At 61.2% G+C, this 18,312-nt stretch carries 13 protein-coding genes and 1 pseudogene; 6 read left to right on the plus strand and 8 right to left on the minus strand.

The features are described from left to right. Positions 1–103: 103 nt before the first annotated feature. From IPM89_02590 to IPM89_02600, 3 genes are all read right to left on the minus strand, one after another. A complete protein-coding gene (locus IPM89_02590; protein ID QQS54757.1) occupies positions 104–1,210 on the minus strand; it encodes an IS4 family transposase in 1,107 nt (368 codons plus the stop codon). Between the two features lie 272 nt (positions 1,211–1,482). After that, positions 1,483–2,505, minus strand: coding sequence for a flippase-like domain-containing protein (locus IPM89_02595; protein QQS54758.1), 1,023 nt, complete (start codon positions 2,503–2,505; stop codon positions 1,483–1,485). A 24-nt stretch (positions 2,506–2,529) separates the two neighbouring features. Beyond that, a complete protein-coding gene (locus IPM89_02600; GenBank protein QQS54759.1) occupies positions 2,530–3,771 on the minus strand; it encodes a multidrug effflux MFS transporter in 1,242 nt (413 codons plus the stop codon). A gap of 43 nt (positions 3,772–3,814) precedes the next feature. Here IPM89_02600 and IPM89_02605 point away from each other — a divergent pair, with 43 nt between their 5' ends. Then, a complete protein-coding gene (locus tag IPM89_02605) occupies positions 3,815–4,477 on the plus strand; it encodes a winged helix-turn-helix domain-containing protein (GenBank protein ID QQS54760.1) in 663 nt (220 codons plus the stop codon). Positions 4,478–4,483: 6 nt separating this feature from the next. On the opposite strand, the gene IPM89_02610 is transcribed toward IPM89_02605, so the two are convergent. The 4 genes and pseudogenes from IPM89_02610 to aceE form a co-directional block, all read right to left on the minus strand. Then, on the minus strand, positions 4,484–4,801 hold the full coding sequence (locus IPM89_02610) for a DUF615 domain-containing protein (GenBank protein ID QQS54761.1): 318 nt from the start codon (positions 4,799–4,801) through the stop codon (positions 4,484–4,486). 94 nt (positions 4,802–4,895) lie between these two features. Beyond that, positions 4,896–6,660: pseudogene (gene lpdA / locus IPM89_02615) on the minus strand (dihydrolipoyl dehydrogenase). Between the two features lie 16 nt (positions 6,661–6,676). Continuing rightward, the gene (aceF, locus tag IPM89_02620; GenBank protein QQS54762.1) at positions 6,677–8,290 is read right to left on the minus strand and encodes a dihydrolipoyllysine-residue acetyltransferase; all 1,614 of its coding nucleotides are present in this window, start codon (positions 8,288–8,290) and stop codon (positions 6,677–6,679) included. A gap of 12 nt (positions 8,291–8,302) precedes the next feature. After that, a complete protein-coding gene (gene aceE, locus IPM89_02625) occupies positions 8,303–10,957 on the minus strand; it encodes a pyruvate dehydrogenase (acetyl-transferring), homodimeric type (GenBank protein ID QQS55753.1) in 2,655 nt (884 codons plus the stop codon). Between the two features lie 250 nt (positions 10,958–11,207). On the opposite strand from aceE, the gene IPM89_02630 reads away from it, so the two are divergent. The 5 genes from IPM89_02630 to IPM89_02650 all read left to right on the plus strand — a co-directional run bounded on the left by IPM89_02630 (position 11,208) and on the right by IPM89_02650 (position 15,881). Then, the gene (locus tag IPM89_02630; GenBank protein QQS54763.1) at positions 11,208–12,065 is read left to right on the plus strand and encodes a transglutaminase family protein; all 858 of its coding nucleotides are present in this window, start codon (positions 11,208–11,210) and stop codon (positions 12,063–12,065) included. A 266-nt stretch (positions 12,066–12,331) separates the two neighbouring features. Next, positions 12,332–12,538 (plus strand): cold-shock protein, encoded by a 207-nt coding sequence (locus tag IPM89_02635; protein QQS54764.1) that lies wholly within the window; start codon positions 12,332–12,334, stop codon positions 12,536–12,538. A 236-nt stretch (positions 12,539–12,774) separates the two neighbouring features. Beyond that, positions 12,775–13,998, plus strand: coding sequence for an ISAzo13 family transposase (locus IPM89_02640; GenBank protein ID QQS54765.1), 1,224 nt, complete (start codon positions 12,775–12,777; stop codon positions 13,996–13,998). A 35-nt stretch (positions 13,999–14,033) separates the two neighbouring features. Beyond that, positions 14,034–14,867, plus strand: coding sequence for a transglutaminase family protein (locus IPM89_02645; protein QQS54766.1), 834 nt, complete (start codon positions 14,034–14,036; stop codon positions 14,865–14,867). A gap of 132 nt (positions 14,868–14,999) precedes the next feature. Continuing rightward, positions 15,000–15,881 carry a DUF72 domain-containing protein gene (locus IPM89_02650; GenBank protein ID QQS54767.1) on the plus strand — a complete coding sequence of 294 codons (882 nt, stop codon included), beginning with the start codon at positions 15,000–15,002 and terminating at the stop codon, positions 15,879–15,881. Between the two features lie 199 nt (positions 15,882–16,080). Here the strand turns inward: IPM89_02650 and IPM89_02655 are convergent, their stop codons facing one another. Continuing rightward, complete coding sequence (locus IPM89_02655) at positions 16,081–18,252, minus strand: protein kinase (protein QQS54768.1); 2,172 nt, start codon at positions 18,250–18,252, stop codon at positions 16,081–16,083. Positions 18,253–18,312: the final 60 nt, after the last annotated feature.

The raw sequence follows: 18,312 nt of genomic DNA on the forward strand, positions 1-18,312 counted from the left end.
AAACTTTTGGCGCAGCCCACTAGGTCCACATAAGCCCTCGAAGAGCCTGTATTTTTTATTAAACACTGCATTGTACAGGACAAAATCATCTAACCAAATGAATTTACGTTAAAATTCTGCCGGGTGGCGTATTGGTTAGAGGTAGAAAACAGCGATTTTGAGGGCTCGATCCCAACCGTTTAAAGAGCGACTCCAGTGCCTGATGAAAAGCGTATTGCCGGGCGGATTCTTGGTGATGAAATAAACAACTTCTCAAATAATCTAATCCATAGCGAAAAAGACTTTGGGTGGGACGGCCATGTTTTTTGATCTTGATCGGTTTAATTTCATGGCGCCATTCACCAATGATATGCGCCCAACTAAATGCAATAGCGAGAAAAGCCATCCATTTTTCAAGTCGCTGGGGGTCAGTTATATGGGTGGATTCCAGATCGAATCCCCGAGTTTTTAAGCAAATGAAAAGCGTTTCGATCGGCCAGCGTTCCTTATAATTTTCCAACGCGGTTTCCGGTTGTTCTTGCGTTGCGAGAATAACGAATTCACCGTTGGCCATTTTCAGACCAATCACATAAAGAGAGTGCCCCCACACGGTTCGTTGGCCCGATAAAACCAGAGCGCTGCCACGGGGTAGGCCTCGAAAAAGATTTTCGGCGGAGACGGGGACCCCTCGGGAGTTAGAGATTTGCGTATTCTTTTTGATGCGTATTACGAATTTAATTTGATTTTCAATAAGATAACCAAACCATTGAATCCCAATAAACTCGCGATCCGCAAACAAGCAGGCGATCATTTGCGGGCCGAAAATCGTAAGGAATCGATTCATTAATGCTATTCTTTCTTGGGTATTTGAGTTGCCTTTTTTATCTAAAGCAACCCATAGTATAGGAAAAGCAGATCCGCGATAGACGACTCCTAAAACAAGGTAATTGATATTGACATCACCATATTTCCAATTGGTTCTATCGAGTGTCAATTTGAACTGAAGCACAGGAATGAGACTGGCAATGAACCGGGCGACTTGATTCAGATCTAGAGAAAATTGACAAAAAAGTCGTTGAAGGCGTTTGTAATGAGAGGCCGGTTGCGCACGCCCAGGAAAGGTGACAGCAATCTTTGCGAGATTGACCGTTCCCATCTGGATGATTCCGATAATTAAATAGACGATGCAAGAGATACGCGCTCGGTTCCAGTGAAAATGATGATGAAGCATTTCTGCAAAGTGCCGGGTATTAAAAAAGGGGAATTCACGGAATTAACCTCGCCTGTTTTAGAATTAATGTTATCAATCAATTAGTTATGATAACAGCAACCTCGCGATCCTACTACCCTCAAAATAGCTGTTATTTTTTATCTTAATTTTCAGCAAGTTATTTTTGTCCTGTACAATGTAAACACTGATAAGTTTTCGAGAAAAAACCATTATTAATCAAAGACAAGGAAAGAGACCGGGAATCGCTGACAGCTTGCTGTGGGGTCGTTTATTCACACTCTAGTTTTTTCCGGCCTGCAAAGAACCTCTGGCCGCTTACCGCCGATGCCCAACACCCCGACCGCTAACCCGCCCAGCGCCACCGCGAACCATAGCGTCGCGATCCGGCACAGCAGCGTAATCGCCACCGCCGCTGGACCGTCCGCGCCGAAGGCCACCAGCAGCATACCCATCACCGCCTCGGCGCCACCCAAGCCACCGGGCAGGAACGACAGCGCCCCGGCCAGCACCGCGATAGCGTAGATGCCGATGCCCGTTTCCACGTCGACTCCGACGCCGACATTCCGAGCAATCAAATACAAGGATAATCCTTCCAGCCCCCAGGACAGCACACCCAATCCTAATCCGAATAGAAAGTAACCCGGTCGCAACAGTACCGCCGCCGAATCGAGCAAGCGCGCCAGCCGGTCGAACTGATGACCATGGCGATGATTCTGTCCCCATGCCCGCAATTTTTCCGGTAGCCATGCGCGGGTAGCCAGCCAGCCCAGCCCCAGCGTCAGCATCCAGGCCACCGCCACCAGCCCGGCGTAATCGGGCCGGGCCAATAGAATCAGCAACGCCAGCAGGCTCATCGCCAGCACGTCCAGCAACCGCTCGACGAACAGCGCTGCCAGGCTCTGGGCATAGCTCACGCCATGGCCGTGCAAATACAGCGACCGCACCGCCTCGCCGGCCTTGCCTGGCGTCACAGTCAGGGTAAAGCCCGCCAGATAGTAGAGGAAATGTCGCCACCATGGCAGGGCGTGGCCGAACGCGGCAATGTAGCGCTGCCAGCGCCAGAAGCGCAGCAGATAGTTGAGCAGCGACAGGGCAAAGATCGCCAGTAGCACCGGCAGTCCGACCCGCCGCAAGGCGGCGAATACAGCGGCGCGGTCGGCGAACAGTACGAAACCCAGATACAGCAGCGCAGCCAAGGCGATGCTCAGGGTCAGGGCGCGACGATGATGGGAGGACATGGCGTCAGCTTGAAACAGCGGCAGGATGCCGGCATCCACCGGTCTGGCGAAGCCCAATCGCCGAGCGAAAATCCCGATCCATCATTTCCCGTCCCCAACCAGCAGCCGATGCGCGCCGTAGGCCAGCACGCCGCAGCCGGCGATGACCGCCGCCATCGAGAGCGCCGAGCCATTGCCCAGCAGTCCGACCAGCATGCTGGAAACCGTGGCCACCGCAAATTGCAGCGTGCCGATCAGGGCCGAGGCGCTGCCGGCGCGACCGCCCTGATCGGCCAGCGCGCAGGCCATCGCGTTCGGTCCGGTGAAGCCGAGGCTGGCGATATAGCCGAATAGCGGGATCAGCAGTACCGGCAGGCCACCCCAGCCGCTGGCCGCGACCGCCAGCAGCCCCAGCCCCAGCAGCACGGTCGCACGGTTGGCGCGGCGCAGGAGCGCGTCGGCGCTGTGATGCGTCAGCAGCCGGCGGTTGTACTGCGAGCTGGCGATCAGCCCCAGCGCGTTGAGTCCGAACAGCCAGCCGAAGGACTGCGCCGGCACGCCGTACAACTCGATGAACACATGCGGTGAGCCGGTGATGTAGGCGAACATGCCGCCCAGCGCGAAACCGCCGCTCAGGGCATAGCCGATGAAGCGCCGGTCGCGCAACAGCTCGCCATAGACCCGCAACGCCGCGCCGACTCCGGCGCTGCCGACAGTGCCCGCCGGGCGGGTTTCCGGCAGGTGGCGCCAACTGAGCATCAGAGTGGCGAACCCGAACAGGGCCAGTACTCCAAAAATCGCGCGCCAGCTCGCCAGCGTCAGAATCCAGCCGCCCATGATCGGGGCCAGGATCGGCGCCAGTCCCATCACCAGCATCAGCAGCGAATAGATCTTGGCCGAGGTCCGCGCGTCGAAACGGTCGCGCACCACGGCGCGGGCGATCACCACGCCGGCGCAACCGCCCGCCGCCTGCACGAAACGCAGCGCCGTCAGCGTGGCGATGTCGGGCGCCAGCGCGCAGCCGATCGAGGCCACGATATAGAGCGCCAGTCCGGCATACAACGGCGGCTTGCGGCCGTAGCGGTCGGCGAGTGGGCCGTAGACGGCTTGACCCAGCGCCAGTCCGATAAAGAAACTGGCCAGGGTGTATTGGGCGGCGGCGGGGTCGGCGGCGAACGCGCTGGCAATGGCCGGCAGACTGGGCAGATACATGTCGATCGACATCGGCGCGAAGGCGGTCAGCGCGCCAAGCAGCAGTAGCCAGGATAAGGGGGGATGAGTCAGGATCGGTGCTCCAAGTCGGGTAGTCGGATGGCAGCGGAAGTCGGGCAATTGTAAGCTCATCGCATGGGTTGTACTGACAATCGAGTGGAGTGGAGCGTTCGGGATGCGCGTGTTGCTGGTGGAAGATGACACGATGATCGGCGACAGTCTGCGCAAGGGTTTGCGCGGCGAAGGGTTTACCGTGGACTGGGCGCGGGACGGGCGCGACGCGGAACTGGCGCTGGAGACCGCGGAATATGCGTTGGTGTTGCTGGATTTGGGTCTGCCGAAGAAGGACGGGCTGGCGGTGTTGCGCGACTGGCGCCAGCGCGGGAACGCCGTGCCGGTACTGGTACTCACCGCCCGCGATGCGGTGCCGGACCGGGTCATGGGTTTGGACAGCGGCGCCGACGATTATCTGGTCAAGCCGTTCGATCTGGCCGAACTGCTGGCGCGGATGCGGGCGCTGCTGCGCCGGCAGGCCGGGCGGGCGCGGGATTTGATCGAGATGGGAACGCTGCGGCTCGATCCGGTCGCGCATGGGGTCGAGTATCGCGGGCAGCCGGTATTCCTGTCGGCGCGGGAATTCGCGCTGTTGCACGCGCTGCTGGAAACGCCGGGCGCGGTGTTGTCCCGCGAGCAGTTGGAGGATCGGCTGTACGGTTGGGGCGAGGAGGTGGAAAGCAATGCCGTCGAGGTCCACATCCACAATCTGCGCCGCAAGCTCGATCCACGGATCATCCGCACCGTGCGCGGAGTCGGCTACCGGCTGGGGGATGCCAGCTGAGCGGGTTCAACTCAGATGGCGCGGCGCCACCAGGGTGGCCAGGGCGGCGCGGATCGGTTCCGGGTCGTCGAGCCGGCGCATCAGCTTGCCGATGAGTTGCAGTTGCCGCTTGTGCGCCCCCCGCTGCGGGATCGCCTGCGCCGTTCGTACCGCGGCCAACAAGTCTTCCGGCAGCGGCACTCGTCGCAACTGCGCCGGAGTGAGCTTCACCAGGTGTTCGCCCAGATCCTGCAAGGCGGTGGCTTCCCGCTTGCGTTGGCTTTTGCTGGGTGGCTCAAGCGCTTCCGGGTCATACGGTTCTTCATCGAAGTCGTGGTCGTGCATATTGGAATTTTCCGGCTCAAGAAATGTGCGGACGGGGACGGTGGCGCAAAAAAGCCCCGTCCGCTTTCCGAGGCGAACGGGGCTATCCATGGAACTACTTCTTGCGCATGGGAGGCAGATCGGTGCAGACACCCTCGAATACTTCCGCCGCCATGCCAACCGATTCGCCCAGTGTCGGATGCGGATGAATGGTCAGACCGATGTCGGCCGGATCGCAGCCCATTTCGATGGCCAGCGCCACCTCGCTGATCAGGTCGCCGGCGTGGGTGCCGACGATGCCGCCGCCGACGATGCGGTGGCTGTCCTCATCGAAGATCAGCTTGGTGAAGCCTTCGTCGCGACCGTTGGCGATGGCGCGGCCGGATGCGGCCCAGGGGAACTTGCCCACGCGTACCTTGATGCCCTGCGCCTTGGCTTCCGCCTCGGTCAAACCCGCCCAGGCCACTTCCGGATCGGTATAGGCCACGCCGGGAATCACCTTGGCGTCGAAGAAGCTCTTCTGCCCGGCGGCGGCTTCGGCGGCGACGTGACCCTCATGCACCGCCTTGTGCGCCAGCATCGGCTGGCCGACGATGTCGCCGATGGCGAAGATGTGCGGCACGTTGGTGCGGCAGTTGTTTGTCCACCGGGATGAAGCCGCGGTCGCTCACGGTGACGCCCGCCTTTTCGGCGGCGATCTTCTTGCCGTTGGGCGAGCGTCCGGCCGATTGCAGGATCATGTCGTAAAGTTGCGGCTCGGCCGGGGCGTTGGCACCCTCGAAGGTCACCAGCAGCCCCTCCGGCCTGGCTTCGACCGCGACCGTCTTGGTCTTGAGCATGATCTGGTCGAAGCGGCCGGTGTTCATCTTTTCCCACACCTTGACCAGATCCCGATCGGGACCCTGCATCAGGGCGTCGAGCATTTCCACCACCTCGATGCGGGTGCCCAGCGTCGAGTAGACCGTGGCCATCTCCAGGCCGATGATGCCGCCGCCGATCACCAGCAACCGCTTCGGGATGAAGCGCAGTTCCAGCGCGCCGGTGGAATCGACGATGCGCGGATCGTTCGGGATGAAGGGCAAATGCACCGCCTGACTGCCGGCGGCGATGATGCACTTCTCGAAGCGGACGATTGTCTTCTCGCCGCTCTTGTCCTGGCCGTCGCCGGCGGTGAGTTCGACCTCCAGATGATGGGGATCGAGAAAGCTCCCGTAGCCACGCACGGTTTCCACCTTGCGGGCCTTGGCCATGCCCGCCAATCCGCCGGTCAGCTTGCCCACCACCTTGCCTTTGTGAGCACGCAGTTTGTCCAGATCCACGGTGGGTGTGCCGAAGCTCACGCCCAGATCGGCGAAATGCGCCGCCTCGTCCATGACCGCCGCCACATGCAGCAGGGCTTTGGAGGGAATGCAGCCGACATTGAGGCAGACCCCGCCCAGAGTGGAATAGCGTTCCACCAGCACGGTCTTCATGCCCAGATCGGCGGCGCGGAACGCGGCGCTGTAACCGCCCGGTCCGGCGCCGAGCACCAGCATTTCGCAGTCGAGATCGGCTTTGCCGGCAAACGCGCCCGCGACGGGCGCGGGCGCGGGCGCGGGCGCGGGTTCGGCGGGTTTGGCTGGAGCCGTCGCCGCTGGTGCGGTGCTCGCTTCCAGCATCAGAATGACATCGCCTTCGGAGACCTTGTCGCCGACCTTGACCTTGAGTTCCCCGACCGTCCCGGCCTGGGGCGCGGGTACTTCCATCGAGGCCTTGTCGCTTTCCAGCATGATCAGCGGATCTTCCGCGGCGATGGCATCGCCCGGTTTGACCAGCACTTCGATGATTTCCACGCCTTTGAAGTCACCGATGTCGGGGACTTTGACTTCCACGAGACTCATGAGCAGCGGCCTCCGGTTAAAGCAGCACGCGGCGGAAATCCGCCAGCAGTTGCGCGAGGTAGACGTTGAAGCGGGTCGCCAGCGCGCCGTCGATCACCCGATGGTCGGCGCTCAGCGACAGCGGGAGGATCAGGCGCGGTCCGAACTGCTGGCCATCCCACACCGGTTTCATCACCGACTTGCTGACACCCAGGATCGCCACCTCCGGGGCGTTGATGATCGGCGAAAAGGCCGTACCGCCGATGCCGCCCACCGAGGAGATGGTGAAGCAGGCACCCTGCATCTCCGCGGGCCCCAGCTTGCCGTCGCGGGCCTTTTTGGCCAGTTCGCCAGTCTCCCTGGCGATGTCGAAGATGCCTTTTTTATCGGCGTCCTTCACCACCGGCACCACCAGTCCGTTGGGCGTGTCGGCGGCGAAGGCGATGTGAAAGTACTGCTTGTAGACCAGATTGTCGCCATCGAGCGAGGTGTTGAACTCCGGAAATTTTTGCAACGCCCGCACGCAGGCCTTGATCAAGAAGGCCAGCATGGTCAGCTTGGTGCCACCGGTCTTTTCGTTCTCCTTGTTGATCTGGAGGCGGAAAGCTTCCAGGTCGGTGGTGTCGGCGTCCTCGTGATAGGTGACCGCCGGGATCATCACCCAGTTGCGCGCCAGATTGGCGCCGGAGAGCTTCTTGATCCGCGATAGCGGCTTGGATTCCACCGGGCCAAACTTGGCGAAATCCACCGTCGGCCAGGGCAGCAAATCCAGTATCCCGCCACCGGTCACGCCGCCGGCTGGCCCCGCCGCTGGAGTCGAGCCCGTCATCACCCCCTTGACGAAAGCTTGCACATCCTCCTTGAGAATCCGCCCCTTGGGACCGGAACCTTTGGCCAGGCGGGTCAGATCGACACCCAGTTCCCGGGCAAAACGCCGTATCGAGGGGCTGGCATGGACCTTGGCGAAGCTGGCCGCCGGCATCGATTCGGCCGACGGCGGCTTCGAGACCGGCGGCGGTTTCGGTGCACCTTCCGGCTTGCGCGCGCGCGGACCCAGCGCGATGGCGCTGAGCGTATCGGGTAGTTGCGGCTTGGCGGCGGTATCGGCACCGCTCGTGTTCAAGGTCAGGATCAGGTCGCCCTGCGAGACCGGGTCGCCGACCTTGGCCGCGATGCTTTGTACCGTGCCGGCATGGGGCGAGGGTACTTCCATGCTGGCCTTGTCGCTTTCCAGGGTAATCAATGGGGTATCGATCTCGACATGATCCCCGGCCGCGACCAGTACCTCGATGATCGGGATATTCTTGAAATCGCCGATGTCCGGCACCCGTACCTCGCGCGTTTCGCCGGAATCGCCGGGCGCGGCTGCATCGGTATCGGCGGCGGGACGCTCGGGCGCGGATACGCTCTCGGCCACATCCAGATACAGAATCAGGTCGCCCTGCGAGACCTTGTCGCCGGCCTTGATCTTGACTTCCCGAACCACGCCGGCCAATGGGGAAGGCACCTCCATGGACGCCTTGTCGGTTTCCAGGATGATCAGCGGCGCTTCCACATCGACGTTGTCGCCAGCGGCAACCAGCACGTCGATGACGTCCACGCCCTTGAAGTCGCCGATATCCGGCACATGAATTTCTTTAATGATGCTCACCGGGATTCTCCCTTATACCGTCAGCGGGTTCGGCTTTTCGGGGTTGATGGCGTACTTGGCAATCGCCTCGGCGACCTTGGCGGGCGGAATCCCGCCCTCGTCGGCCAGTGCCTTGAGCGCGGTCACCGCGACGTAGTACTGATCGACCTCGAAATGCCGGCGCAGCTTGGCGCGGGTGTCGCTGCGGCCGTAGCCATCCGTGCCGAGTACCAGATAATGGCGTGGTATGAAGGGACGCAATTGTTCGGCATACAGTTTCATGTAATCGGTTGCGGCCACCACGGGTCCCAGATGGTCGGCCAGGCAGGTTTCGACGTAGCTCTTGCGTGGCGGTTCGGTGGGATGCAACAGATTCCAGCGCGCCGCGTCCTGTCCCTCGCGGGTCAGGCCATTGATGCCGGGCGTCGCCCAGATGTCGGCCACCACGCCCCAGTCCTCGCGCAGCCGGTCGGCGGCGGCGATCACCTCACGGAGAATGGAGCCGCAACCCATGAGCTGCACCCGAGGGCCGTCGCCTTCACCCTGACGGAATAGGTACATGCCCTGGAGAATGCCTTCCGCCGCGCCTTCCGGCATGGCCGGGTGCTGGTAGTTCTCGTTCAGGGTGGTGATGTAGTAGAAGACGTTTTCCTGCTCCTGGAGCATCCGCCGCAGGCCGTCTTGAATGATCACCGCCAGCTCGTAGGCGAAAGTCGGATCGTAGGACACGCAGTTCGGGATGAACTGGGCGAAGATCTGGCTGTGACCGTCCTGGTGTTGCAGGCCCTCACCGGCCAGGGTGGTGCGTCCGGACGTGCCACCGATCAGAAAGCCGCGCGTCTGGAGGTCGCCGGCGGCCCAGGCCAAATCGCCGATGCGTTGGAAGCCGAACATCGAGTAATAGATATAAAACGGCACCATGTTGACGCCGTGATTGCTGTAGGCGGTGCCGGCGGCGATCCACGAGGAGGTAGCTCCGGCCTCGTTGATGCCTTCCTGCAAAATCTGCCCCTTCTTGTCTTCCTTGTAGAACATCAGTTGGTCGGCATCCTGCGGTTCGTAGAGCTGTCCTCGGGGCGAATAGATGCCGATCTGACGGAACATGCCTTCCATGCCGAAGGTGCGGGCCTCGTCGGCGACGATGGGCACCACGTAGCGGCCCATGGTCTTGTCGCGCGCCAGCTGGGTGAGCATGCGCACGAAAGCCATGGTGGTGGACATGTCGCGCTCGCCGGTGTCCTGCAGCAGGGCGTCGAAACTGGCCAGCGGCGGTGCGGTCAGCGGCGGCGCGCTGCGGCGGCGTTGCGGCAGGTAGCCGCCCAGCGCGGCGCGGCGTTCCTGGAGATACTTGATTTCCGGGCTGTCCGCCGCCGGCTTGTAGAACGGCGCATCGTTGAGCTGTTCGTCGGAAATCGGGATGTGGAAGCGGTCGCGGAAATCGCGCAGCGCCTGCTCACCCATCTTCTTCTGCGAGTGAGTGATATTCTTGCCTTCGCCGGCCACGCCCATGCCGTAGCCCTTGACGGTCTTGGCCAGAATCACGGTCGGCTGGCCGGTATGCTTGGTTGCGGCGGCGTAGGCCGCATAAATCTTGTGCGGGTCGTGGCCACCGCGATTCAGCCGCCAGATGTCCTCGTCGGACAGGTGGCTGACCATCTGCTTCAGTTCCTCGTACTTGCCGAAGAAGTGCTCGCGGGTGTACGCACCGCCCTTGGCCTTGAAGTTCTGATACTCGCCGTCCACGCACTCCTCCATGAGCTTCAGCAGCAGGCCCTTCTTGTCGGCGGCGAACAGCGGGTCCCAGTACGAGCCCCACAGCACCTTGATGACGTTCCAACCCGTCCCCCGGAAATCGCCTTCCAGTTCCTGGATGATCTTGCCGTTGCCGCGCACCGGGCCGTCCAGCCGTTGCAGGTTGCAGTTGATGACGAAGATCAGATTGTCCAGATTTTCGCGGGCGGCCAGGGCGATGGCGCCCAAGGATTCCGGTTCGTCCATCTCGCCGTCGCCGCAGAAACACCAGACTTTGCGGCCTTCGGTGTTGACGATGCCCCGGTTGTGCAGGTACTTCATGAACCGCGCCTGGTAGATGGCCTGGATCGGGCCGAGGCCCATCGACACGGTGGGGAACTGCCAGAAATCCGGCATCAGCCAGGGGTGCGGATAGGAACTGAGGCCGTTGCCGTCCACTTCCTGACGGAAGTTGTTTAACTGCTCCTCGTTCAGCCGACCTTCCAGATAGGCACGGGCGTAAATACCGGGCGCGGAATGGCCCTGGACGAACACCAGGTCGCCGCCGTGCGTGTCGTCGGGCGCGTGCCAGAAGTGGTTGAAGCCGACATCGTATAAGGTGGCGCTGGAGGCGAAGCTGGCGATGTGCCCGCCCAGTTCCGAGGAAATACGGTTGGCCTTGATCACCATGGCCAAAGCGTTCCAGCGGATCAGCGAGCGAATGCGCCATTCCATGCCGGGGTCGCCGGGCGTGTATTCTTCCTGGTCGACCGGGATGGTGTTGAAGTAGGGGGTATTGGCGCTGTAGGGCATGTGGACGCCGGTGGCGCGTGCCTTGTTCTGCAATTCGCCCAAGAGAAAATGGGCACGCTGTAGCCCTTCCGCTTCCAGCACCGCTTCGAGGGCTTCAAGCCACTCCTGCGTTTCCTGGGGGTCCAGGTCGCTGTAATTCTGGATTGTCATGAGGGGGTCCTGTAGTGGTTGGTTGTGGTTATACGCCCGCCTTATTACGGGGGGAAACGCCAGTACGGCAGGGATCGGAGGGCGGCATGGTCCGTCCATCTGCCTGCCATCGATAAGTAGTAGAACTATAGACGGGCTGTTGGCAATTGCATTCGACCGCGGTCGGGGCCAAAGTTGCGGTCGTGAACGCCACGGAGTTGGTGTTAAGCTAAAATTCCAAACTGAATCAGTAGGGTAATCAATCATGCAGCGTCTGAAGATAAAACATCGCACTACTTATCAATTTTCCAGCATGGTGACGCTGCTGCCGCATCAGCTCCTGCTGCGTCCGCGCGAGGGGCACGATGTGCGTATCGAAGCATCGAAGCTCGACATCTCGCCTGCTCATCGTCTCAAGTGGCATCGCGACGTGTTCGACAATTCGGTGGCCGTGGCCAGCTTTTCGGAAACCGCGCAGCGACTGGTCATCAGCAGCGAAGTGATCATCCGGCATTATGAAGTGGCGCCGCTCGATTTCATCGTCGAGGACTACGCGGTCTATTATCCGTTTGAATACCTCCAGGAAGAAAGGGTCGATCTTGCGCCCTTCCAGCAACCGGTTTATCTCGATCAGCAGCCGGCGGTGCGCGATTGGTTCAACAGCCTGGATCTGATGCGCGACAAGGTGGAAACCTATGTGTTGCTGGATCGACTGAACCGGCTCATTGCCAAGGAATTCAAGTACGTCGTCCGCGAGGAGCCCGGTGTGCAACCGCCCGAACTCACCTTGGACATCCACAGCGGTTCCTGTCGCGACTACGCGACCCTGTTTATCGAAACCTGCCGTTTTCTCGGCCTGGCGAGCCGGTTCGTCAGCGGTTATTCGCACGTTCCCGAACTTGGGCCAGGTGGTGCGACGACGCACGCCTGGGCGGAAGTCTATCTGCCCGGTCCGGGTTGGAAAGGTTTCGATCCGACCGCCGGTGAGCTGACTGGCAGCCGGCATATCCCGGTCGCGGTGGCTCGTCATCCGGAAGCAGTGCCGCCGGTTGCCGGCAGCTTCGTCGGGCCCAAGGGCCAGATCCCGATGCTGACGGTCGATGTCCAAGTAACGGCGCTTTGAGGGAATATTGACCAGTCAGGTACGGGTCGTCATCGAAGAGACCCTATCAACTTGATTTGTCTGATTTTCATTGAATTTTTCAATAGACACTTGTTTTGTCTTGTCCTGTACCTTATAGTGATCGGTGCAAGATTTTTAAGTAGATTATCTGCCCATCCGCTGCAAACCCTTTACTTGGTATTCGGCTCGTCAGTTCCTCTATTTTGACTCTTGTGCCCATGAGCGGCTGCTCAATTTTTTCAATCTTTTTTCGAGATCTTAAAGACATGGCAAGTGGTACTGTTAAATGGTTTAACGAAGCAAAAGGCTTTGGTTTCATTTCCCCGGACGACGGCGGCGAAGATTTATTCGCGCACTTCTCGGCCATTCAAGGGCAAGGGTTCAAAACCCTTAGGGAAGCCCAGAAGGTTTCATTTGATGTAACCACCGGCCCCAAAGGTAAGCAGGCAGCCAATATCCGCTCCATGGACTAAGCGTTCAGGATTGAGATTGATGAAATAGCCCGGCTTCGCCGGGCTATTTCGTTTGGTCCTCGATCTCCGCCTTCCTGGGGCTGACGGACAGGCGCTTCATCGTTTGCGTGGATCACTTCGAGCGGGACTGGCGATTCTTTATGGCCACAAAGCGTTTCAGCTTCGAGCAGCCTCCACACTAAGGAACTGCGCAAAAATAACTTGGTTATTTTGATTAAAATATGATTGTATGTAGTATGCATGATGAAGAGGCGATCAAACACAAATTTCAGGTACTTAAACCACTTTTAGACGAGCGGAGCCGTCGATGGTGGGCGGCTTGTGAGGCCGAGGTACTGGGTTGGGGCGGAATAGCGGTCGTGTCGCAAGCCACGGGAATCTCCCGAACGACGATTGCGGCAGGTTTGCGCGAATACCGACAACCAACAGAGCGGTCGCAAGCGGTGGCGGTACCCCGGACACGGCAGGCGGGCGGGGGTCGAAAACCGCTCACGCAGCAAGATCCTCATCTGTTGCGCGATTTGGAATCACTGGTCGATCCGGTCACGCGGGGTGATCCGCAATCACCCCTGCGGTGGACGTGCAAAAGTACCTACAAACTGGCGAACGAACTCGACGGGATGGGACATCAGGTGGGGGCGCGCACGGTTGCACACCTCTTGCGGAAGATGCACTACAGTTTGCAAGCGAATCGGAAGACGCACGAAGGGGGAGATCATCCCGATCGGGATGCCCAGTTCCGTCATATCAATGACCAGACGAAAGCCTTTCAAGTCCGCCATCAGCCGGTAGTGTCCGTCGATACCAAGAAGAAGGAGTTAGTGGGCGACTTCAAAAACGCTGGGCGAGAATGGCAGCCCAAAGGGACGCCCGAGGCTGTTCGGGTCTACGATTTTCTGGATCCGCAGCTGGGCAAAGCGGTGCCCTATGGGGTCTATGATGTCACGACCAATACCGGCTGGGTCACCGTGGGCATGGATCATGATACGGCGGAATTTGCCGTGGAAACCGTGCGACATTGGTGGCAACAAATGGGGATGAGGACTTATCCGGGCGCTACTGAGTTGTTGATCATTGCTGATGGGGGCGGGAGTAACGGCTCGCGTCTCCGACTGTGGAAAACGCAGTTGCAACAACTGGCGGACGAGACACAGTTGCGGATCCTGGTCTGTCATTTGCCACCCGGCACCAGCAAGTGGAATAAGATCGAGCATCGACTGTTTGCTTACATTACGCAGAATTGGCGCGGACGCCCCCTGACGAGCCATGCGGTGATCGTCAATCTCATCGGTAATACCACCACACAGACGGGTCTCTCTATCCATGCCGAACTCGATACTCGCCCCTACGCGACGGGAATAAAAGTCACCGATGAGGAATTGGCTGCGGTACAGATCGAGCGGGACGCCTTTCACGGTGAATGGAATTACACCATCGTTCCCAGAGCATCGGGAAAATAACCAAGTTATTTTTGCGCGGTTCCTAAGGAATTCTTATGCTGATCCGGGCCGGTTACGACATTATCTTCGAGCATCCGGCACCGACGCCGATCATCGTGATGCTCTATCCTCATCCCTCACGCGGACCCTCGATTCGTCGGGGCGACTATCTGCTGGTCGAACCGCCGGTGCAGGTCAGCGAATACATCGACGTGTTTGGCAACCGCTGTGGCCGTTTGGTGGCCCCCGCCGGTCCCATCCGCTTTTGGAACGACGCGGTGGTCGAGGATAGCGGTCAGCCGGACCAGCAGAATCCCGCCGCCGAACAGCACGAAATCCACGACTTGCCGGATGCGACGCTCACCTTCCTGATGCCGAGCCGTTATTGCGAGGTGGATCGGATGGTGGATCTGGCCTGGCAACTGTTCGGCACCGTGCCGAAGGGTTGGGCGCGAGTACAGGCAATCTGTGACTTCGTGCATAATCACATCATGTTCGACTATATGCAGGCCCGCAAGACCCGTACCGCCTACGAAACCTATCAAGAGCGAGTCGGCGTCTGTCGTGACTTCACCCACTTGGCGGTCACGTTCTGCCGCTGCTTGAACATCCCGGCGCGATATTGCACCGGCTATCTGGGCGACATCGGGGTGCCGGTGACGGGTCCGATGGATTTCAGCGCCTGGTTCGAGGCGTATTTGGGCGGTCGCTGGTACCCTTTCGATCCGCGTAACAACATACCTCGCATCGGTCGAGTGCTGATGGCCCATGGTCTCGATGCCGCCGATGTGGCGCTGCTGACTTCTTTCGGCCCCAGCCGGTTGGAACGATTCACGGTATGGACCGACGAGGTGGGCGAGGACGCCCTGTTGCCGGTCCCGAGTCCATAGAGCGTCGGCTCAGTTCGAACGGCCTGTCAAAAATCCCCGATCCGCTGCCCGAACCATCTCAGTTACCTTAAATATCACAGACTCGCTTGGATCTCCCGGTCGGCGCACCCGCGAAATTTGGCGGGATCGATCATGACGCTCGCCCGTTATCACCTCGGCTGTCCGGTGTGGAGCAACCGCGACTGGGTCGGCGAGCTGTTCGCCCCCGCCGCCAAGCCCCGTGATTTCCTGCGCCAGTATTCGGCGGTGTTCGACACGGTTGAGGGCAACAACTGCTTCTACGGGTTGCCCAGGCCGGAAACCGTCCTGCGCTGGCGGGACGAGGCCGCGCCGGGGTTCCGGTTCTGTTTCAAGTTTCCGCGTGTCATCAGCCACGAGCGGCGGCTACATGGCGTTACGGCGGAGACGACGGAGTTCCTGACGCGGTTGACGCCGCTGGCGGAGGCCGGGCGGCTGGGTCCGAGCTTCCTGCAATTGCCGCCCCGCTTTGGTCCGAACGATCTACCGGTGTTGCGCGATTATCTGAGCGCGCTGCCGGCCGGATTTCAGTACGCGGTCGAGGTGCGGCATCGAGCCTTTTTCGCCAAGGGCGAGGCGGAGCGCCAGTTGAACCGGTTGTTACGGGATCTCGGTCTCGACCGAGTCATGCTGGACAGCCGCGCCTTGTTCGATGCCGACCCGAGCGATCCGGATACCCGAACCGCCCAGGGTCGGAAACCGCGCCTGCCGGTTCACGCCATCAGCTTGGGTCCGCGCCCTTTCATCCGTTATATCGGCCATCCCGTCCCCGAGGCGAATCGGCCGTATCTGGCACCTTGGCTGGACAAACTCGATCTTTGGTTGGACGAGGGCCGGGAGCCATATATCTTCATTCACACCCCCAATAATCGACAGGCTCCGCTCTTGGCCCGGCTGTTTCACGAGTGGCTACGGGTCCGCCGTCCCGAAGTGGGTGCGCCGTCGCCCTGGCCGGCGAGGGCGACGAGCGACGATGGCTATGGCAACCCTCTTTGAGTGGTGGAAGTGTGAGCCGCCGAGATCAATCCCCCTGCCGCTGACGCGACGTCCTCCTTTTTCAAAGGGGGGTTGGGGGGATTTCCGCTCCTGAGTTGGCCACCACATCCTTGAGGAGCGCTATAGCAGTCGGGCGCTTGGGTCGCACCAGGAATGAAGAAAAGGTATTAGCCCCTCTGTTGCGAAATCAGTGGTATTCCTACTGCCGTTGCGGGAGGGAATCCGAGCGCTCGCTGTAGCGGGGAGACCAATGATCACGGCGCTCAATCCGGGCGGTTTCGCCGTTGCCGTTCAGCGCCCGGTTGGCGCTTTCCAAACCACGTTGCACTTCCGAGCCCACCACCTTGCTGGTGCGGCTGACCCAGCGGGTGAAGGTTTCAGCCGGACCGCGGACATCGTTGGCCGTGCCCGCCGCCGGTCTGGAGCGGCTCACCAGCTTGATCGGTGGCAGGGTCGGCGGTGCCGGTTGCGAGCGCGATTTCAGTTCGATCGGTGGTAGCGTCAGCGCCGTGGGTTGCGAGCGCGATTTCAGTTCGATCGGCGGTAGGGTCGGCGACGCTGGTTGTGGCCGTGGCGCGGCGCGGGCGACCGCTGGTTTGGCGGACGCGGCGGCGGGTCGGGTCGCGCGCGCAGCAGCGGCGGGGGTCGCTTTGGCGGCGCGGCGGCTGCGGGTGGCCGGTGTGGCTTTGGCGGTGCGGCGGGCGCGGGTGGAGGTCGCCGCCGTTGGCGCGGTCGGTTTCGATGCCGATTTCGTGACCCGCGAAGCTGGTACTGGCGCTGGTGCGTTTTCTTTGACGGTGGGCGCGACGGGGGCCGCTTTGACGGTTCTTGCCTGGGTCGGATGTTTGGGCCGAGCCGCCGGAACGGGTTTCGGCGTGGCGGGCGTCACGATCTCGGGTGGAGCAACGATAACCACCGGCTCGACGGGTTCGACCTCGTTAGGAGCAGCGACGGTTGTTGCCGGTTCGGTTTCGGCATCGGTTTCGGTGGGCGCCGGTGGATCGGTATTGTCCACGACCGGTGCGGCGTCCACCTCCTGGCGTGATTCCGGCGCGGCGGTGGAGGTCGGTGGTGGTGGCGCGTCGGCGACCTTGGGTGTCGGAGTCGGGAGTACGGCCGGTTCCGCCGGTGGCGCGGCATCGAATGTCACTGGGGCGCTGGCGACGGCGTCCGGCGACTGCTCGTGATCCTGTCGGATCTGACCGGGCGGCTGGAGGAGGAGCGTCCAGGCCAGCGCGCCCGCCAGCCCGAGTATCCCGGCCAGCCCCACCGACCGTCGCAGCCAGGGCGACAAAGTCGGCGCGGTGGTGTGGCGTGGGTGTCGGCGCGGCGAATCGGCCGACAGCGGCAGGTCCCAGTCCGGTTCCGTGGTTGGGGCGGACAGGATGGGCTGGCCGGCGCGCGCCGCGTCCAGCACGGCACGGATGGCGGCGCCGTCGGCTGGCCGGTCGGCGGGGTCGCGCGCCAGCAATTGCTCGATCAGGTCCGTCAACAGGGCCGCCGCGCCGCCGTGCCCGTGTTCCGGCAGCGCCGGTACCGTCCAGAATTCGATGGAACGCCGCAGCCGTTCCCGCTCGTCCCCGGTGATGCCGCCCAGTTGCTCGCGCCGCTGGCCGGCGCCTTCCTGACCATGCAGGGCCAGCAGCTGACCGAGCCGGCGCTGGGCCTCGGTGGTCGGCTGCTCGGTGATCAGGCTGAACAGCAGCAGTCCCAGAGCGTAGTAGTCGGCGCGGTAGTCCACCGCGTACTCGCAGCCGCCCGCGCCGTGACCGACCGGCAATATCTGCTCCGGCGCCATGGTGGCGGGGGTGCCGATGAACGAACGGGTGCTGTCACCGTTCTCACGTTTGAGCGAACCGAAATCGGCCAGCTTGAGCAGATCGCCGTCGTCGCCGACCAGGATGTTGCTGAGTTTAAGATCGCGGTAAACGAAGCCAGCACGATGGATAACCTCCAGGCCCGTCAAAATTTGCCTGGCCCAGCCAAGAATGCGGTCCAGTTCCTGGGGTAGCGCATCGTCCCGTCGCTGCTGTGCCAGCCACTGACCGAGGTTGGCCTGCAATCGCTCCAGCACCAGCACCGGCTGATGGTCGATTTGATCGTGGTCGAGCAGGGCGACGATATGCCGCGACTGTTCGGCGCTCAGGCCGTCCAGAAAGGTGATCTCCCGCTCCAGGTGCGCGCGCCAGTGACCCTGTAGGGCGGGATCGGCCTGGGACATCGCCTCGGTGTTGATGAACTTCAGGGCGACGGCGCGTCCACTGGCATCGGTAGCCGCCCAAACTTGGCCGTAGCTGCCGGCGCCAGGCGAAAGAATGGCGCCGAGCCGGTAACTTCGGCCGTTGATCGCGATTCGTTCACCGCTTTGCATGGGACGTTCTCCAGGCTGGCCATTCTCGGGGCAGAATGGTAATCCAGTAAACTAATCGGT

The sequence above is a fragment of the Candidatus Competibacteraceae bacterium genome (assembly GCA_016699715.1).
In the GTDB taxonomy this organism is placed as follows: domain Bacteria; phylum Pseudomonadota; class Gammaproteobacteria; order Competibacterales; family Competibacteraceae; genus Competibacter.